Source organism: Microbacterium sp. NPDC064584, assembly GCF_040687315.1.
In the GTDB taxonomy this organism is placed as follows: domain Bacteria; phylum Actinomycetota; class Actinomycetes; order Actinomycetales; family Microbacteriaceae; genus Microbacterium; species Microbacterium lacus.
On the sequence record NZ_JBFBMZ010000002.1, the window covers coordinates 102,081 to 117,140 of the forward strand.

14 protein-coding genes and 2 tRNA genes are annotated in these 15,060 nt (G+C 70.2%); 13 read left to right on the forward strand and 3 right to left on the reverse strand.

The genetic code is table 11. From position 1 onward, the window contains the following. Positions 1–86 precede the first annotated feature (86 nt). Genes AB0P18_RS04950 through AB0P18_RS04965 form a run of 4 tightly spaced genes read left to right on the forward strand, consistent with a single transcriptional unit; the run spans position 87 to position 4,372 of the window. Positions 87–1,145: a 3-isopropylmalate dehydrogenase gene (locus AB0P18_RS04950; protein ID WP_363359194.1), complete on the forward strand. Its 1,059-nt coding sequence runs from the start codon at positions 87–89 to the stop codon at positions 1,143–1,145. Between the two features lie 45 nt (positions 1,146–1,190). Next, positions 1,191–2,297, forward strand: coding sequence for a branched-chain amino acid aminotransferase (locus AB0P18_RS04955; protein WP_363359195.1), 1,107 nt, complete (start codon positions 1,191–1,193; stop codon positions 2,295–2,297). Between the two features lie 50 nt (positions 2,298–2,347). Next, complete coding sequence (locus tag AB0P18_RS04960) at positions 2,348–3,112, forward strand: fumarylacetoacetate hydrolase family protein (RefSeq protein WP_344054110.1); 765 nt, start codon at positions 2,348–2,350, stop codon at positions 3,110–3,112. Between the two features lie 9 nt (positions 3,113–3,121). After that, entirely contained in the window at positions 3,122–4,372 is a 1,251-nt protein-coding gene (locus AB0P18_RS04965; protein WP_363359196.1) for an MFS transporter, read from the forward strand. Here AB0P18_RS04965 and AB0P18_RS04970 read toward each other — a convergent pair. Continuing rightward, positions 4,353–5,417, reverse strand: coding sequence for an aminotransferase class V-fold PLP-dependent enzyme (locus AB0P18_RS04970; protein WP_363359197.1), 1,065 nt, complete (start codon positions 5,415–5,417; stop codon positions 4,353–4,355). The genes AB0P18_RS04965 and AB0P18_RS04970 overlap by 20 nt on opposite strands. An 81-nt stretch (positions 5,418–5,498) precedes the next feature. Between AB0P18_RS04970 and AB0P18_RS04975 the strand changes: the two genes are divergently transcribed. From AB0P18_RS04975 to AB0P18_RS04990, 4 genes are all read left to right on the forward strand, one after another. After that, a complete protein-coding gene (locus AB0P18_RS04975) occupies positions 5,499–6,458 on the forward strand; it encodes a LysR family transcriptional regulator (RefSeq protein ID WP_363359198.1) in 960 nt (319 codons plus the stop codon). 11 nt (positions 6,459–6,469) lie between these two features. Beyond that, complete coding sequence (gene gltX / locus AB0P18_RS04980; RefSeq protein WP_363359199.1) at positions 6,470–7,984, forward strand: glutamate--tRNA ligase; 1,515 nt, start codon at positions 6,470–6,472, stop codon at positions 7,982–7,984. Between the two features lie 74 nt (positions 7,985–8,058). Then, positions 8,059–8,133 (forward strand) — tRNA-Gln (locus AB0P18_RS04985). Between the two features lie 73 nt (positions 8,134–8,206). Continuing rightward, the gene (locus tag AB0P18_RS04990; RefSeq protein ID WP_363359200.1) at positions 8,207–8,998 is read left to right on the forward strand and encodes a hypothetical protein; all 792 of its coding nucleotides are present in this window, start codon (positions 8,207–8,209) and stop codon (positions 8,996–8,998) included. On the opposite strand, the gene AB0P18_RS04995 is transcribed toward AB0P18_RS04990, so the two are convergent. Continuing rightward, positions 8,923–9,837, reverse strand: coding sequence for an aminoglycoside phosphotransferase family protein (locus AB0P18_RS04995; RefSeq protein WP_363359201.1), 915 nt, complete (start codon positions 9,835–9,837; stop codon positions 8,923–8,925). The two genes, AB0P18_RS04990 and AB0P18_RS04995, sit on opposite strands and share 76 nt — an antisense overlap. Positions 9,838–9,961: 124 nt before the next feature. Here AB0P18_RS04995 and AB0P18_RS05000 point away from each other — a divergent pair, with 124 nt between their 5' ends. The 4 genes from AB0P18_RS05000 to AB0P18_RS05015 all read left to right on the forward strand — a co-directional run bounded on the left by AB0P18_RS05000 (position 9,962) and on the right by AB0P18_RS05015 (position 14,156). Beyond that, positions 9,962–10,747, forward strand: coding sequence for a DeoR/GlpR family DNA-binding transcription regulator (locus AB0P18_RS05000; RefSeq protein WP_363359202.1), 786 nt, complete (start codon positions 9,962–9,964; stop codon positions 10,745–10,747). Continuing rightward, complete coding sequence (pfkB, locus tag AB0P18_RS05005; protein WP_363359203.1) at positions 10,744–11,718, forward strand: 1-phosphofructokinase; 975 nt, start codon at positions 10,744–10,746, stop codon at positions 11,716–11,718. Before AB0P18_RS05000 ends, pfkB begins: the two co-directional genes overlap by 4 nt. A gap of 44 nt (positions 11,719–11,762) precedes the next feature. Beyond that, positions 11,763–13,817 (forward strand): fructose-specific PTS transporter subunit EIIC, encoded by a 2,055-nt coding sequence (locus AB0P18_RS05010; protein ID WP_363359204.1) that lies wholly within the window; start codon positions 11,763–11,765, stop codon positions 13,815–13,817. A 66-nt stretch (positions 13,818–13,883) separates the two neighbouring features. Continuing rightward, complete coding sequence (locus AB0P18_RS05015) at positions 13,884–14,156, forward strand: HPr family phosphocarrier protein (protein WP_344054089.1); 273 nt, start codon at positions 13,884–13,886, stop codon at positions 14,154–14,156. A 56-nt stretch (positions 14,157–14,212) separates the two neighbouring features. On the opposite strand, the gene AB0P18_RS05020 is transcribed toward AB0P18_RS05015, so the two are convergent. After that, positions 14,213–14,851 carry an MBL fold metallo-hydrolase gene (locus tag AB0P18_RS05020; RefSeq protein ID WP_363359205.1) on the reverse strand — a complete coding sequence of 213 codons (639 nt, stop codon included), beginning with the start codon at positions 14,849–14,851 and terminating at the stop codon, positions 14,213–14,215. Positions 14,852–14,957: 106 nt separating this feature from the next. Here AB0P18_RS05020 and AB0P18_RS05025 point away from each other — a divergent pair. Beyond that, positions 14,958–15,033 (forward strand) — tRNA-Glu (locus AB0P18_RS05025). Positions 15,034–15,060 lie beyond the last annotated feature (27 nt).

Below are 15,060 nucleotides of genomic sequence, written 5' to 3' on the forward strand. Positions count from 1 at the left end.
AGTGTCCAGGGCGCGCCGTGTGCGCACCCGCTGAAGCGGCGCGCCTTGGACACTCAACGCCGATGTCACGCCGGTACGCTGGTCGGATGCACCCCGAACGCACCGTGAAGCTCGCCGTCATCCCGGGTGACGGCATCGGACCCGAGGTGATCACCGAGGCCGTGAAGGTCCTCGACGCGGTCACCGCAGGTTCCGGCATCCGTTTCGACAGGACGACGTTCTCGCTCGGCGCCGCGCGCTACCTCGAGACCGGCGACACGCTGACGGATGCCGACCTCTCGGCGATCGCCGAGCACGACGCGATCCTGCTCGGCGCCGTCGGGGGAGTGCCCGGCGACGCGCGCCTGAAGAACGCGAACATCGAGCGCGGGCTGCTGCTGAAGCTGCGCTTCGCGCTCGATCACTACGTCAATCTGCGCCCGTCGAAGCTCTACCCCGGCGCTCCCGGACCGCTCGCCGACCCCGGTGAGATCGACTTCGTCGTCGTCCGCGAGGGCACGGAAGGCCCGTATGTCGGCAACGGCGGCTCGATCCGCACGGGAACCGCGCACGAGATCGCGAACGAGACGTCGGTGAACACCGCGTACGGGATCGAGCGGGTCGTGCGGTACGCCTTCGACCTCGCCGAGCGGCGCCGCAAGAACCTCACGCTCGTGCACAAGACGAACGTGCTCGTGCACGCGGGCGGCATGTGGCAGCGCATCGTGAACGAGGTGGCGGGGGAGCACCCCGATGTCGCGGTAGATTATCTGCACGTCGACGCGGCGACGATCTTCCTGGTCACAAACCCGTCCCGCTTCGACGTCATCGTCACCGACAACCTCTTCGGCGACATCCTGACAGACCTGGCCGGCGCCGTCACCGGTGGCATCGGTCTCGCCGCTTCCGGGAACATCAATCCGGACGGCGCGTTCCCGTCGATGTTCGAGCCCGTCCATGGCTCGGCGCCGGACATCGCGGGTCAGCAGAAGGCCGATCCCACCGCCGCCATCCTCTCCGTCTCGCTCCTGCTCGACCACCTCGGGCTGCGCGAGGAGGCCGAGCGCGTGACCCGCGCCGTCGAGGACGACATTCAGGCGCGGGATGCCGCTCCCCGACCCACCGCGCACATCGGCGACGCGATCGTGGCACGGCTGCAGGCGTAGCCTGGAGCACGCGCGCGTCGCCCGCACTCTCACTCAGGACGTGAAATGACACTCATCGGAACCGACCCCGACACGGGCCTTGCCCCTCTGCAGTTCGCCGTGACGAAGAACCTCGCCGCGAAGAGCCCGGCAGAGCGGGACGCGATCCTCGCGAATCCCGGATTCGGCCAGCACTTCACCGACCACATGGTCGACATCTGCTGGTCCACCGGCGGCGGGTGGCACCGTCCGCGCGTCCAGCCCTACGGCCCGATCACCCTCGAGCCTTCCGCCGCGGTCCTGCACTACGGGCAGGAGATCTTCGAGGGCATCAAGGCCTATCGGCACGCCGACGGATCGATCCACACGTTCCGACCGGATCAGAACGGCCGCCGACTGCAGCGATCCGCCCGGCGTCTCGCTCTTCCCGAGCTTCCGGTGACGTACTTCATCCAGTCGCTCCGCGAGATCATCAAGGCCGATGGCGCGTGGGTGCCGTCGGGCGAGGACCAGAGCCTGTACCTGCGCCCGTTCATGTTCGCGAAGGAGGCGTTCCTCGGCGTCCGCCCGGCGCACAAGGTCGCGTACTACGTGATCGCCTCGCCCGCGGGGGCCTACTTCCACGGGGGCGTGAACCCGGTGAGCATCTGGCTGAGCGAGGACTACGCGCGCGCCGGGAAGGGCGGCACGGGCGCGGCCAAGACCGGTGGCAACTACGCCGCTTCGCTCCTCCCGCAGTCCGAGGCGTACGAGAACGAGTGCGACCAGGTGGTGTTCCTGGACGCGGACCGCAACGTGGAGGAGCTCGGCGGCATGAACGTCGTGTTCGTCTACAAGGACGGCACGATCGTCACCCCGCAGTCCCCGTCGATCCTCGAGGGCATCACGCGCGACTCGATCCTTCAGCTCGCGAAGGATCGCGGTCACAAGGTGGAGGGACGTGCGGTCTCGCTCGACGAGTGGCGCCGGGGTGTCGCCTCCGGCGACATCGTCGAGGTGTTCGCGTGCGGCACGGCCGCCGTCGTGACGCCGATCGGCGTGCTCAAGGGCGCCGACTTCTTCGACGAGCAGCCCACCGGCACACTGGCCCTCGAGCTGCGCAAGGAGCTCACGGACATCCAGTACGGGCGCGTCGAGGACCGTCACGGCTGGCTGCTTCGTCTGGACGAGTGACCGGTCTGCGGGCCGGGGAGGCGGATGGCTGCCCTGAGTAGGCTGATCGGGTGAAGATCGCTCGATTCAGCCACCAGGACACCATCCGCTTCGGAATCGTCGACGAGACGGACGTCGTCGTCCTGGACGGCGACCCGATGTTCGCGGGGTTCGACACGACCGGTGAACGGATTCCGCTCGCGGACATCGCCTTGCTCGCACCGGTGATCCCGCGGTCGAAGGTCGTGGCCGTCGGGCGCAACTATCGCGCGCACGCGGAAGAGCTCGGCAACGAGGTCCCCGCGGAGCCGATGCTGTTCTTCAAACCCAATACGTCGGTGATCGGACCCGGGGACACGATCGTGCGCCCCCGGCAGTCGCAGTTCACCTCGTTCGAAGGGGAGCTCGCGGTCGTGATCGGCTCGATCGCGAAGAACGTCGCCGCCGAACGCGCATCCGAGGTGATCTTCGGCTACACGATCGCGAACGACGTGACCGCCCGCGATCTGCAGAAGACCGACGGGCAGTGGGCGCGCGCGAAGGGCTTCGACACGTTCTGTCCGCTCGGACCGGTCATCGAGACCGAGTTCGATCCCGCCTCGGCCACTGTGCAGACGCGCCTGAACGGGCAGACCGTGCAGGACGCGCCGCTCACGGACATGATCCACTCGATCGGCGACATCATCGCCTTCGCGTCGGCGGCCTTCACCCTGCTCCCGGGCGACGTGATCCTCACCGGCACGCCCTCCGGCGTCGGCGCCTTCGTGGCCGGCGACACGATCGAGGTCGAGATCGACGGGCTCGGCATCCTCCGCAACACCGCGCGCGACGCGTGAGGTCCCCGCGTGGGTGAGTCGGCGCCGCTGGGCGCCGAGGACCTCGCGCGCATCCAGCGCCGCACCGTCTGGGTGCTCTCGATCGCCCAGGTGCTCGGAGGTCTCGCGTTCGGCGCGACCATCTCGCTCGGGGCGGTGCTCGCTGCCGACATCTCCGGGGACGAGGCGTTCTCCGGGCTCGCCGCAGCTGCCGTCACGTTCGGAACAGCGCTCATCGCGATCCCGTTGGCACGGCTCGCCCGGTCGCGCGGTCGCCGGCTGTCCCTCACGGGCGGCATGGCCGTCGCGCTCGTGGGTGTCGGCCTCGTGGTCTTCGCGGTCGGCATCGGCTCGTTCCCGCTCCTCCTGCTGGCATTCCTCCTGATCGGCGGCGGTCAGGCCGCGAATCTGCAGTCGCGGTTCGCGGCGGCCGATCTCGCCACCGACGCATCGCGCGGCCGGGATCTGTCGATCGTCGTGTGGGCGACCACGATCGGCGCCGTCCTCGGCCCCAACCTCACCGGACCGGGCGCGGTCGTCGGAGACGCGCTCGGGATGCCGCCCCTGACCGGTCCGTATGTCTTCACGATCATCGGCCAGACGCTTGCGATCGTCCTCTACGTCACGGCACTGCGGCCGGACCCACTGCTTCTCGCCCAACGCGTGGTCGCGTCCAAGGACGACGCCGCAGGAGCGATCGCCCGGCCGGACGACCCGCGGCTCGCGCGCTACGCGATCTTCGCGATCGCCGCCTCCCACGGCGTCATGGTCGCCATCATGGCCATGACTCCGGTCCACCTTCTGCATCAGGGGGCGAGTCTCAGCATCATCGGCCTGACGATCAGCCTCCACATCGCAGGGATGTACGCGCTGTCGCCGGTGTTCGGCATCCTCGCCGACCGGGTGGGACGCATCCCCGCGATCCTGGTCGGACAGGTGATCCTCGCCGCCTCGCTCGTCACGGCCTCCTTCGGGCAGGACTCGCCCGCGGCCGTGACGATCGCCCTCATCCTGCTGGGCCTCGGCTGGAGCGCGACGACGGTGGCCGGTTCGGCGCTGCTGACGGAATCCTCCTCCGAAGCGCAGCGGACCCGCCGACAGGGCCTCAGCGACTTCACGATGAGCATGGTCGCCGCAGTGGGGGCGATTCTGGCGGGCGTCGTCCTCGGTCTCATCGGCTACGGCGGACTCGCGCTCGTCGTCGGTGTGGCGGTGGTCGCGGTCTTCGCCCTCGCGCCGTTCGCGACGCGTTCGAGTCCGGTCAGCGGCCGAGTGCGCTGAGGGCGGCGTCGACGTCGTCGCGGTCGTTGAAGACGTGGAAGGCCACGCGCGCGCGTCCCGCGCGACCGGATGCCGTGATGCCGGCATCCGCGAGTCTTTTCAGGTCCGTCCCGGCGGCATCGGCCCACGTGACGATCGCGCTCGGGCGCTCGGGGAGATCGAGACCCATCCCGAGGCGGAAGGCGGTCGCGAGCTGCGTCGCGTGCGCGTACAGGGCGGCGCGATCCGTCGCGGCGAAGAGCTCGAGGACGGGTTCGGCGCCCACGAACGCCTGCCATGCGGGGGAGACGTCGAAGCGCGTGGCGTCGTCCGCGAGGGCGCCGGCTGACCCGTAGCACGAGGTCCACGGGTCTGCGGCGGAATACCAGCCCGCGAAGATCGGAGGCACCGCCGCGGCGAACGTCTCGCTGATCGCGAGGAACGCCACGCCCCGCGGTGCGCAGAGCCACTTGTACGCATGGCAGATGAGCGCGTCGTGGTCCTTCGCGTTCACGGGAAGCCAGCCGATCGCCTGCGTCGCATCGCACAGCGTGCGTGCTCCGTGCCGGTGTGCGGCGGCGGAGATCCCCGCCGCATCGGCCACCTCGCCCGTCGCGGACTGCACGATCGAGTACGCCACGAGCCATGTGTCGGCGGTGATCGCGTCGGCGAGCTCGTGCACCGGCGCGGTGCGCAGCCGGATGCCGCGCCCGGCGTGTGCGAACGGCTGCACCATCGACGCGAAGTCGCCGTCGGCGCACAGCACCTCGGCGCCGTCCGGCACCGCCGCGGCGATCAGACCCGCGAACACCGAGGTCTGCGATCCGATCGCGATGCGCGCGGGGTCCGTATCGACCAGTCGCGCGAAGTGGCCTCGCGTGCGCTCCACCACGGCGGAGTACGCCACCGCGCACGCGCGACCGGACGCCGCGGCATCCAGGTCGGCGATCATCGCAGCGCGGCTCGCCCGTGTCGGCAGGCCCAGCGTGCACGCCGCGAGGTACGACCGCCCACCGGTGAACTCCGCGCGCACGGAGAGCAGGTCGGGAGGGGCGAGAGTGGTCATGACCCCAGCGTGCTCCGCGCCGAATCATTCGTCTACAGCAGGTCTTCGATCGGAATCATGCTCAGACGTTATTCTTGCGGAATGACTGATGCCCTCGATGTGGACGTGCAGTCGCTTCGGGTGCTCAAGGCGATCGCCGATGAAGGGTCTCTGACCGCGGCGGCAGCGGCCCTCGGCTACAGTCAGCCCGCCGTCAGTCAGCAGGTCAAGCGGCTCGAGCAGCGGCTGGGGCTCGCGGTGATCGAGCGCGCGGGCCGCCGGGTGCGGCTCACGGAGGCGGGGCGCGTGCTGGCCCGCCACGCCTCGGCCGTCACGAGTGCCCTGGACGCCGCAGCGGGCGAGCTCGCCGAGCTGCAGGGTCTGCGCGCGGGACGCGTCCGCATGGTGGGGTTCCCGTCGGCGTCGCCGGGGGTCATTCCGCGTCTCCTCGCCGATCTGGGCGAACGCCGCCCGGGCATCACGATCACCTATGTCGAAGCCGAGCCGCCCGAGGCGGTCGCCGCCGTCCGTGAGGATCGCGCCGACATCGCGCTGACGTTCAGCTATCCCGGCGACCGGAGCGATCCCCACGGGGCCAGCGCACGGGGGCTGTCGGTGCGCACGATCGGCACCGACGATCTGGTCGCGGTGCTGCCGGAGGGGCACCCGGCGGCCGCCGCCGCCGCTGTGGATGTGTCCCTCCTCGTGGACGAGAACTGGATCGCCGGCTGCCCGCGGTGTCGTGGCCATCTGCTCGAGCTGTGCGGACGTGCCGGGTTCACTCCGCGCATCGGCTTCGAAACCGACAACTTCGTGGCCGTCGAAGGGCTCGTGGCGCAGGGTATCGGCGTCGCCACCCTTCCCCGGATGGCGATCGAGTCGTTCCCCCGCATGCCGGGCGTCCGCACGGTCGCGCTCCCGGCACAGGAGGCGCGGACGCTCCACGTGGTCACGGCGTACCGCGCTGATCGGGTGCCGGCGATCCGCAGTGCGCTCGACGCGCTGGATCGTGTCCTCGCCCCGGTGGGTCTCGCCCCGGTGGGGCACGACGCGGCGAACTAAGCTGGGGGGCGATGTCTACTCCCGATCCTCGCACCACGACCGCTTCCGGCTCCGACGTCCGGGTCCGCTTCTGCCCGAGCCCGACGGGACTGCCGCACGTCGGTCTCATCCGCACCGTGCTGTTCAACTGGGCCTACGCCCGTCACAACGGCGGCACGCTCGTGTTCCGCATCGAGGACACGGACGCCGCGCGCGACAGCGAGGAGAGCTATCAGCAGCTTCTCGATGCGCTGCGGTGGCTCGAGATCGACTGGGACGAGGGCGTGGAGATCGGGGGACCGCACGCGCCCTACCGGCAGTCCCAGCGTCACGACATCTACTTCGACGTGCTCGAGAAGCTCAAGGCGACGGGAGCGGTGTACGAGAGCTATTCCACGCCCGAGGAGATCGATGCCCGCAACGTGGCGAACGGGCGCGCGAAGCAGCTCGGCTACGACAACTTCGATCGCGACCTCACCGAGGACCAGAAGGCGGCCTTCCGTGCCGAAGGTCGCGAGCCCGCGTGGCGGGTTCGCGTCCCCGACGAGGATCTGACCTACGTCGACCTGATCCGCGGAGAAGTCACCTTCCCGGCAGGATCGTTCCCGGACTTCGTGATCGTCCGGGCGGGAGGGGTACCGCTGTACCCGTTCGTGAACCCGGTCGACGACGCGCTCATGGGCATCACGCACGTGATCCGCGGCGAGGACCTCATGCCCTCGACGGCCCGTCAGCTGGCGCTGTACCGCGCGCTCGTGGATGCCGGCGTCACGGAGTTCATCCCTCGTTTCGCGCACATGCCGCTCGTGTTGGGCGACGAGGGGAACAAGAAGCTCTCCAAGCGCGACCCGAAGGCCGACCTCTTCCTCCAGCGTGAGCGCGGTTTCATCCGCGAAGGACTGCTGAACTACCTCTCGCTGCTGGGCTGGTCGCTCTCACATGACCGCGACGTGTTCTCGCTCGATGAGCTCGTCGCCGCGTTCGACATCGCCGACGTGAATCCGAATCCGGCCCGGTTCGACCAGAAGAAGGCCGAGTCGATCAACGGCGACCACATCCGGATGCTGGAGCCGGAGGACTTCGCGCGCCGACTCGTCCCGTATCTGGCGTCCGCCGGCGTCGTGAGCTACCCGCCGACGATCCCTCAGGGCGAGCTCCTCGCGCAGGCCGCGCCGCTCATCCAGGAGCGCCTCCAGCTCCTCGGCGATGCGCCGGGTCTCCTCGGCTTCCTCTTCACGGATGACGTCGTCTATGCGGACGACGCGCTGGCCGCCCTGCCCGAGAACACCGGGCTCGTGCTGGCCGCCTCCGTGAGCGCGCTCGAGCTCATCCCCGAAGCCGACTTCACCGCGGCGGCCGTCCAGGAGGCGCTCTCCGGTGCGCTGATCGACGGGCTCGGACTCAAGCCGCGGGTCGCGTACGGCCCGCTGCGGGTGGCGGTCAGCGGCCGGCGCGTCTCGCCGCCGTTGTTCGAGTCGATCGAGTTGTTGGGCAAAGCGGAGTCGCTCCGACGACTCGCCGCGCTCGAGGCGTTCCGCGCGGGCTGAGCCTCCGCCCGGTTTGGCGAGGCCGCGCTCGTCACGTAGACTTGATCTTCGGCACGGGCTCCGGCTCAGCGCCTTGGGGTATGGTGTAATTGGCAACACGGAGGTTTCTGGTACCTTTGTTCTTGGTTCGAGTCCAGGTACCCCAGCCATCGAAAACCCCCGCTGAGCGGGGGTTTTCGGCATTCCGGCCCTACTCGCCCGACACCTCGGGATAATTGAGGCATGAGCGCTCCGCTGCGATCGTCCGGGTCGCCGGAGGCGCAGGCTGAGCTCGACGCCCTGCGCTCCCGCGCGTACGGACCGGATGCCGACATCGATCGCGATGCCGATGCGCTCGCGCGACTGGTCGAGTTGGAGGAGCAGCTGCGCAGCGGTGCCGCGCCCGAAGAGGCGGTCGAGCTCGGTGTTCGGCAGGCCGTGGACCCCGAGGTCCCCGTGCCGGACGGAGCAGTGGTCACCGTTACGCCGGACGGTTCGGCGTCCGACGTGCGTCGGCGCGGCCTTCGGCGCGTTCCGGTGTTGGTCTGGGTACTGCTGGCCCTTGCCCTCGGGGCGGCCGGCGGGTTTCTTCTGCCCTTCGTCGGAGCACCGCAGCCGGTGACCACCCTCGAGCGTGCACCACTCGGAGATGCACCGGTGGACTTCGAACTGTACGGCGTGAGCGCGGAGTCACCCATCCGCTACGAGCCCTACCACGACCTGCAGATCTGGTCGGGGATCACCGAGCAGGGCTCGACCTGCATCGTGATCACGAACGATGCGGGGGAGTGGATCGCCGCCGGGTGCGCGCCTGAGCCGCTGCATCCCGTCGCCGATGTCATCTTCTTCCCGGGCATGCGCCAGATCGAGGGACTCGACCTGCCCGACGGCAGTGTTCTCCGTTTCACGCTGCGTGACGACGTCATGGAGGTCTGGGTCGCCGAGACCGTCGGCGACGCTCAGTCCTCCGCCGCGACGAGCTCGGCGACGGCCTCGGCGCCGAGCTCGGCGTACGGCGGATCGTTGTCGCTCTGACCGAGCAGCATGAGCGCCACGGCGGCCGCCCATCCTTTCGCCCGGGTCCACGTCGCTTCGTCGTACCGATCCGACAGCTCGGCGCGGAACGCGGTCCGCCCGTCCCGGTCGAACGCCATCCAGGCCACCGAGAGGTCGTACGCCGGGTCGCCCGCCGTGACGTCTCCGAAGTCGATCATCGCGACGAGTCGTCCGCCGCGGGCGACGAGGTTGCCGGGATGCAGATCGCCGTGGATCCATACCGGGCCGTCCGACCACGCGGGGGCCCGCAGTGCGGCATCCCAGATCAGAGCGAGCCGCGCCAGCGCGTCGGCAGCGACCTGACCCTTCAGGGCATCCACCCGGGCGTGCACGGCCGCGGCGCGGGTCCGCAGTGCGACGCCGCGGACGGGGTTCGGCGGAAACCCGGGCGCAGCCGGAGTGTGCAGCAGCCGGACGGCCCGCGCCAGCGGTGCGGCCCAGCCGATGCGTCGGACGCGCGGGACGACGAGCCCGGTGTCGCCCGCGAACCACGGCACGATCGACCACGCCCAGGGGTAGCGCCTTGCCGGGCGACCCGTCACGAGTGGGACGGGAACTCCGAGGCCAGCGGGAGCGAGGCGGCGCGCGATCCCGGGCAGCACCTGCTGTTCGTGCAGGATCAGCGGTGCGGCCACGGCGCGCCGCGGCAGGCGGACGGCGAGATCGTCGCCGAGACGCCAGACCGCGCAGTCCCACCCGTCCGCGACGTGACGGAGGCCCTCGTCTGCGGCGCCGGCGAGCTGGGGTGCCTGCTCCTGCAGGAGGTCGCGGACGAGCTCCGCATCGATCCGGATCTCCGCGGCCGGCTTGTCGGGCATTCCCCGACGCTAGTGCAGCGGCATCCGACTGAAGAAGAACTCCGCGACAGTGCTTGTGTTCATGTTGGTTTGTGTTGTAATGTGTGGGAAATTCCAGTGGAGCCCTCGCAGACGAAGGAACACGATGTACGCAATGGAGCGCCAAGAGCTCATCGAGCGGATCCTGCTCGATGAGGGCAGGGTGAGCGTCGTCGATCTGTCCCGTCGCTTCGACGTCACGACCGAGACCGTGCGGCGCGACCTCGATCAGCTCGAGCGCAGCGGCGCCCTCCGCCGGGTGCACGGCGGCGCGGTCAGCCGCGAGCGCGACAGCACCGCCGAGCCGACGCTCGCGGAGCGCACGCGGGTCCGCAGCGAGGCGAAGTCGGCGATCGCGCGCCGCGCGATGGAAGTGATCGGGCCCCGGTTCCACGGATCTCTGTACCTCGACGCCGGCAGCACGACCCAGGCGATCGCCACGCAGCTGCCCGAGCGGCTGTCCCTCGCGGGCGGGCAGGTCGAGATCGTCACGCACGCGATGCCGCTGGCCTACGCGCTCGCGGGGACCCCGGATGCCGACGTCACCGTCATCGGCGGACGCGTGCGCACCGCCACGGCGGCGGCCGTGGGCGCCGACACGGTTCGTTCGATCGAGCGGCTGCGGCCCGACATCGCGTTCCTCGGAACCAACGGCATCTCCGCCTCGTTCGGTCTGAGCACCCCCGACCCCGATGAGGCGGCCGTCAAGTCCGCGATCGTCGGCGCGGCGCGGCGCGTCGTGGTCGTCGCCGACACCGACAAGCTCGGTACCGAGCTCCTCGTCAGCTTCGCCCGGCTCGACGCGATCGACGTCCTCGTGACGGATGCCGCTCCCGACGCCGCGCTGGCCGCAGCCCTGTCCGACGCCGAAGTGGAGGTCTGGATCGCATGAGTCCGATCGCACCGGCGGGTTCCATCGTCACCGTGACCGCGAACCCGTCCCTGGACCGCACGATCACCCTCGATGCCGCGCTGCAGCCAGGCGAGGTGCAGTCCGCCGTCTCCTCCCGCGAGGACGCCGGCGGCAAAGGCATCAACGTCGCCCGCGTGGTCGCCGCCGCGGGCGTGCCCACGACCGCGGTGCTGCCGCTCGCCCAGGACGACCCCTTCTCGACGGCGCTGCGCGCCTCGCACGTGCCGGCCCACCCGGTCGAGGTCGCAGGGCACGCCCGCGCGAACGTGACGATCACGGATCCCGCGGGCGTCACGACGAAGCTCAACCTGCCGGGCGCGGCGCTCTCCACCGCAGATGTCTCCGAGCTCATCGCGGCGGTCGTGACGGCGAGCGAAGGTGCGGCGTGGCTCGTGCTGGCGGGCTCGCTGCCGCCGGGGGCGGGCGACGGCCTCTACGTCGAGATGATCCGCGCGGTGCGCGCACGCTGGGGGGCGGGCGCTCCGCGGATCGCCGTGGACACCTCCGGACCTGCTCTTCGCGCCGTCGTCACCGAAGCCGCGCCGGATCTGATCAAGCCGAACGACGAGGAACTCGCCGAACTGGCCGGGGTCGACCTGGAGGCGGGCGCCGACCTCGCCGCCGCGGTGCTCCCCGTCGCGCGAGCGCTCGTCCCCGCGCAGGTCGCTGCGGCCCTGGTGACCCTCGGCGCGGACGGGGCCGTCCTGGTCAGCACGGACGGCGCCTGGCAGGCCACACCGCCGCGCATCCGCGTCGTGAGCACCGTCGGCGCAGGCGACAGCTCGCTCGCCGGCTACCTGCTCGCCGACGTCGCCGGCGACGCGCCGGCCGATCGGCTGCGTCGATCCGTGCGGTACGGCGCGGCAGCGGCATCCCTCCCCGGAACCCAGGCACCCACCCCCGACGATCTGCCTCCGGGCGAGGTCGTCGTCCGAGAACTGAACGACTGACGAACCCACCGCATCATCCGCACTACCGACCATTGGAGGTCATCGTGTCCCAGACCATCACCGCCGAGCTGGTGTCACTCGACACCCCGCTCGGATCCGACAAGGCGGCGGTGATCCGCTCCCTCGCTGCGCGCGTCGCGCAGCAGGGTCGCGCCACCGACGCCGAGGCGCTCTTCGCCGACGCATGGGCGCGCGAGCAGAAGGACGAGACGGGCCTGCCCGGCGGCATCGCGATCCCGCATGCCAAGAGCGCCGCCGTCGTCACGCCGTCCCTCGCCTTCGCGCGGCTCAAGCCCGGAGTGGACTTCGGCGCCACCGACGGCCCCGCCGACCTGGTCTTCCTGATCGCGGCGCCGGACGGTGCCGCCGAGGCGCACCTGGCCGTGCTCTCCAAGCTCGCCCGGAGCCTCATGCAGGACGACTTCACCGCCGGGCTGCGCGCGGCCACGACCGCGGACGACGTCGTCGCGATCGTGAACGCGGCGATCGGCGAGGGGCAGGCCCCGCGAGCCGCGGCCCCGGCGGCGGCTGCCACGGCCACGGCGTCGGACGCCCTCAGCATCGATGGACACCCCGCGCGCATCGTCGCCGTGACCGCGTGCGCGACCGGCATCGCCCACACCTTCATGGCGGCGGATGCGCTGACGGCCGCGGGCAAGAAGGCCGGCATCGACCTCGTCGTCGAGCCGCAGGGCTCCAGCGGCTACCAGGCTCTTCCGCGCGACGTGATCGACGGGGCGGATGCCGTCATCTTCGCCACCGATGTGGACGTGCGCGAGCCCGGGCGCTTCGCCGGCAAGCCGGTCGTCCGTTCGGGGGTCAAGCGCGGTATCGAGCAGCCCGACCAGCTGATCGCCGAGGCGATCGCCACGGCGAAGAACCCGAACGGCGCCCGGGTGAGCGGCAATGCCGAAGCGGCATCCGCGAGTTCGGCCGCGCCGATCTCGTTCGGCGCCCGCATCCAGCGGATCCTGCTGACCGGTGTCAGCTACATGATCCCGTTCGTCGCCGGCGGAGGCCTCCTGATCGCGCTCGGCTTCGCGCTGGGCGGGTACGAGATCACCGCCGACGCCGGCACGATCATCACCCAGAACTCGCTGTGGGATCTGCCGACCGAGAACATCACCTCGCCGTTCGGGCCGTTGGGTCAGTACCTGGGCGCGGTGTTCTTCATGATCGGCGCCACCTCGATGGGCTTCCTCGTCTCGGCGCTGGCCGGATATATCGCCTACGCGATCGCCGACCGGCCGGGTATCGCTCCCGGCTTCGTGGCCGGCGCGGTCGCGGTGCTCATGAACGCGGGCTTCATCGGCGGTATCGTCGGCGGTCTGCTCGCCGGTGTGGTGGCGTGGTGGCTGGGACGACTGCCGGCTCCGCGCTGGCTGCGCGGCCTGATGCCGGTCGTGATCATCCCGCTCGTGGGATCGATCGTCGCGTCCGGCCTGCTGATCCTCTTCCTCGGTCGACCGATCGCGACGCTCATGACCTGGCTCACCGACTGGCTCACGAGCCTGACCGAGTCGGGCGGATCCGCGGTCGTCCTCGGCATCATCCTGGGTCTCATGATGTGCTTCGACCTCGGCGGTCCGGTCAACAAGGTGGCGTACTCGTTCGCCGTCGCCGGGCTCGCCGCCGGCTCGATCGACAACCCCGCGCCGCTGTACATCATGGGTGCGGTGATGGCCTCCGGCATGGTCCCGCCGCTCGCCATGGCGCTCGCCTCGACGGTGCTCGCCCGCAAGCTCTTCACGCCGGTCGAGCGCGAGAACGGCAAGGCCGCGTGGCTGCTGGGCGCATCGTTCATCTCCGAGGGTGCGATCCCGTTCGCCGCAGCCGACCCGTTGCGCGTGATCCCCGCCTCCATGGTCGGCGGCGCCGTGACCGGTGCGCTGTGCATGCTGTTCCAGGTCGGCTCGTACGCGCCGCACGGCGGCATCTTCGTCCTCTTCGCGATCAGTCCGATCTGGGGCTTCCTGGTGGCGCTGGCGGCGGGCGTGGTCGTGACCGGATTCCTCGTGGTCGGCTTCAAGCGCTTCATCGCTCCGAAGGAGCTCGCGCAGGCGGAGTCGAACCTCCAGGTCGCGGCCGTTCCGGCCTGACCCCTCGCCACAGCATTCCGGATGAGGAATGCTGGATCCTGCGATCTCTACGAAAGGCACATCATCATGGCAGAACGTCAGGCAACCATCGCCAGCAGCTCGGGCCTCCACGCCCGCCCCGCGAAGCTGTTCGTGCAGGCGGTGCAGGAGAAGAAGGTGCCGGTCACCATCTCGGCCGACGGTGGACCCGACCTGAACGCCGGCAGCATCCTCTCCCTCATGGGCCTGGGTGCGTCGCACGGCACGGTCGTCACGCTCAAGGCGGAGGGCGACGGTGCCGAGCAGGCGCTGGACGAGCTCGTGGCGCTCCTGGAGACGGACCTGGACGCCGTCGAGTAGAAGCGGGAACGACGGATGCCGCGGACCGACCGGTCCGCGGCATCCGTCGTTCGCGCTCAGAGGTCGACGGAATCGCCCGGGTCGAGGTCGAGGAACTCTCCGCCGTTCTTCTCCGTCGCCCACCGCAATCGGGCGCGGTGCATGTTGCGGCCGATCACCGAGAGAGTCATGTCGTGCGTGCCGAACGCCTGACGCGGCGCGACGGCCAGGACGAAGTCCATCGCGTCGCCGATCTTGAGCCACGGCGCGCCGAGCGGCGCCGCGAGAAGCGCCACCTCTACGCCTTCGGGAACCTCGTACGAGTCGCCGGGGTAGTACAGCTCGTCATTGACCAGGACCCCGACGTTGTCGACGACGGGCAGGGTCTCGTGGATCACCGCGTGCGTTCCGCCGAAGAAGCGCAGGGTGAACGGCTCGACCGATACGGTCTCGCCCGGTCGGACGACGGTGATCGGGTACCCGGCGGCGGCTTTCGCCACGCCTTCCGGCGCGAAGATCGGGACGCCCGGCGCCTTCTCCAAGAGCCGGTCCAGATGTTCCGGCGTCCAGTGATCGGGGTGCTCGTGCGTCAGCACGATCGCGACCACCTCACCGAGGTCGACGAGGGGATCGGTGAAGGAGCCGGGGTCGATGACGAGGGTCTTGCCCGACTCATGCACGGTCAGGGCGGCGTGGTGGAACTTCGTGACTCGCATGTCTCGAGTCAACCGACCGCGCGCGGTGCTGGCAAGCGGTCCGCGGATGCTCGTGTTGATTTGTGGCGTCGCCGGGCGCATGGCATAATCGAACGGTTGCGTGAACGGCCCCATCGTATAGCGGCCTAGTACGCCGCCCTCTCACGGCGGTAACGCGGGTTCGAATCCCGCTGGGGTCACCAACGAGAAATCCCGGTCTTCCAGACCGG

What these genes read in the sequence shown, in the direction of transcription:
- AB0P18_RS04950 (WP_363359194.1), top strand. Translation starts at nt 87, where the DNA reads ATGCACCCCGAACGCACCGTGAAGCTCGCCGTCATCCCGGGTGACGGC.
- AB0P18_RS04955 (WP_363359195.1), top strand. Translation starts at nt 1,191, where the DNA reads ATGACACTCATCGGAACCGACCCCGACACGGGCCTTGCCCCTCTGCAG.
- AB0P18_RS04970 (WP_363359197.1), bottom strand. Translation starts at nt 5,417, where the DNA reads ATGACCACTCTCGCCCCTCCCGACCTGCTCTCCGTGCGCGCGGAGTTC.
- AB0P18_RS04975 (WP_363359198.1), top strand. Translation starts at nt 5,499, where the DNA reads ATGACTGATGCCCTCGATGTGGACGTGCAGTCGCTTCGGGTGCTCAAG.
- gltX (WP_363359199.1), top strand. Translation starts at nt 6,470, where the DNA reads ATGTCTACTCCCGATCCTCGCACCACGACCGCTTCCGGCTCCGACGTC.
- AB0P18_RS04990 (WP_363359200.1), top strand. Translation starts at nt 8,207, where the DNA reads ATGAGCGCTCCGCTGCGATCGTCCGGGTCGCCGGAGGCGCAGGCTGAG.
- AB0P18_RS04995 (WP_363359201.1), bottom strand. Translation starts at nt 9,837, where the DNA reads ATGCCCGACAAGCCGGCCGCGGAGATCCGGATCGATGCGGAGCTCGTC.
- AB0P18_RS05000 (WP_363359202.1), top strand. Translation starts at nt 9,962, where the DNA reads ATGTACGCAATGGAGCGCCAAGAGCTCATCGAGCGGATCCTGCTCGAT.
- pfkB (WP_363359203.1), top strand. Translation starts at nt 10,744, where the DNA reads ATGAGTCCGATCGCACCGGCGGGTTCCATCGTCACCGTGACCGCGAAC.
- AB0P18_RS05015 (WP_344054089.1), top strand. Translation starts at nt 13,884, where the DNA reads ATGGCAGAACGTCAGGCAACCATCGCCAGCAGCTCGGGCCTCCACGCC.
- AB0P18_RS05020 (WP_363359205.1), bottom strand. Translation starts at nt 14,851, where the DNA reads ATGCGAGTCACGAAGTTCCACCACGCCGCCCTGACCGTGCATGAGTCG.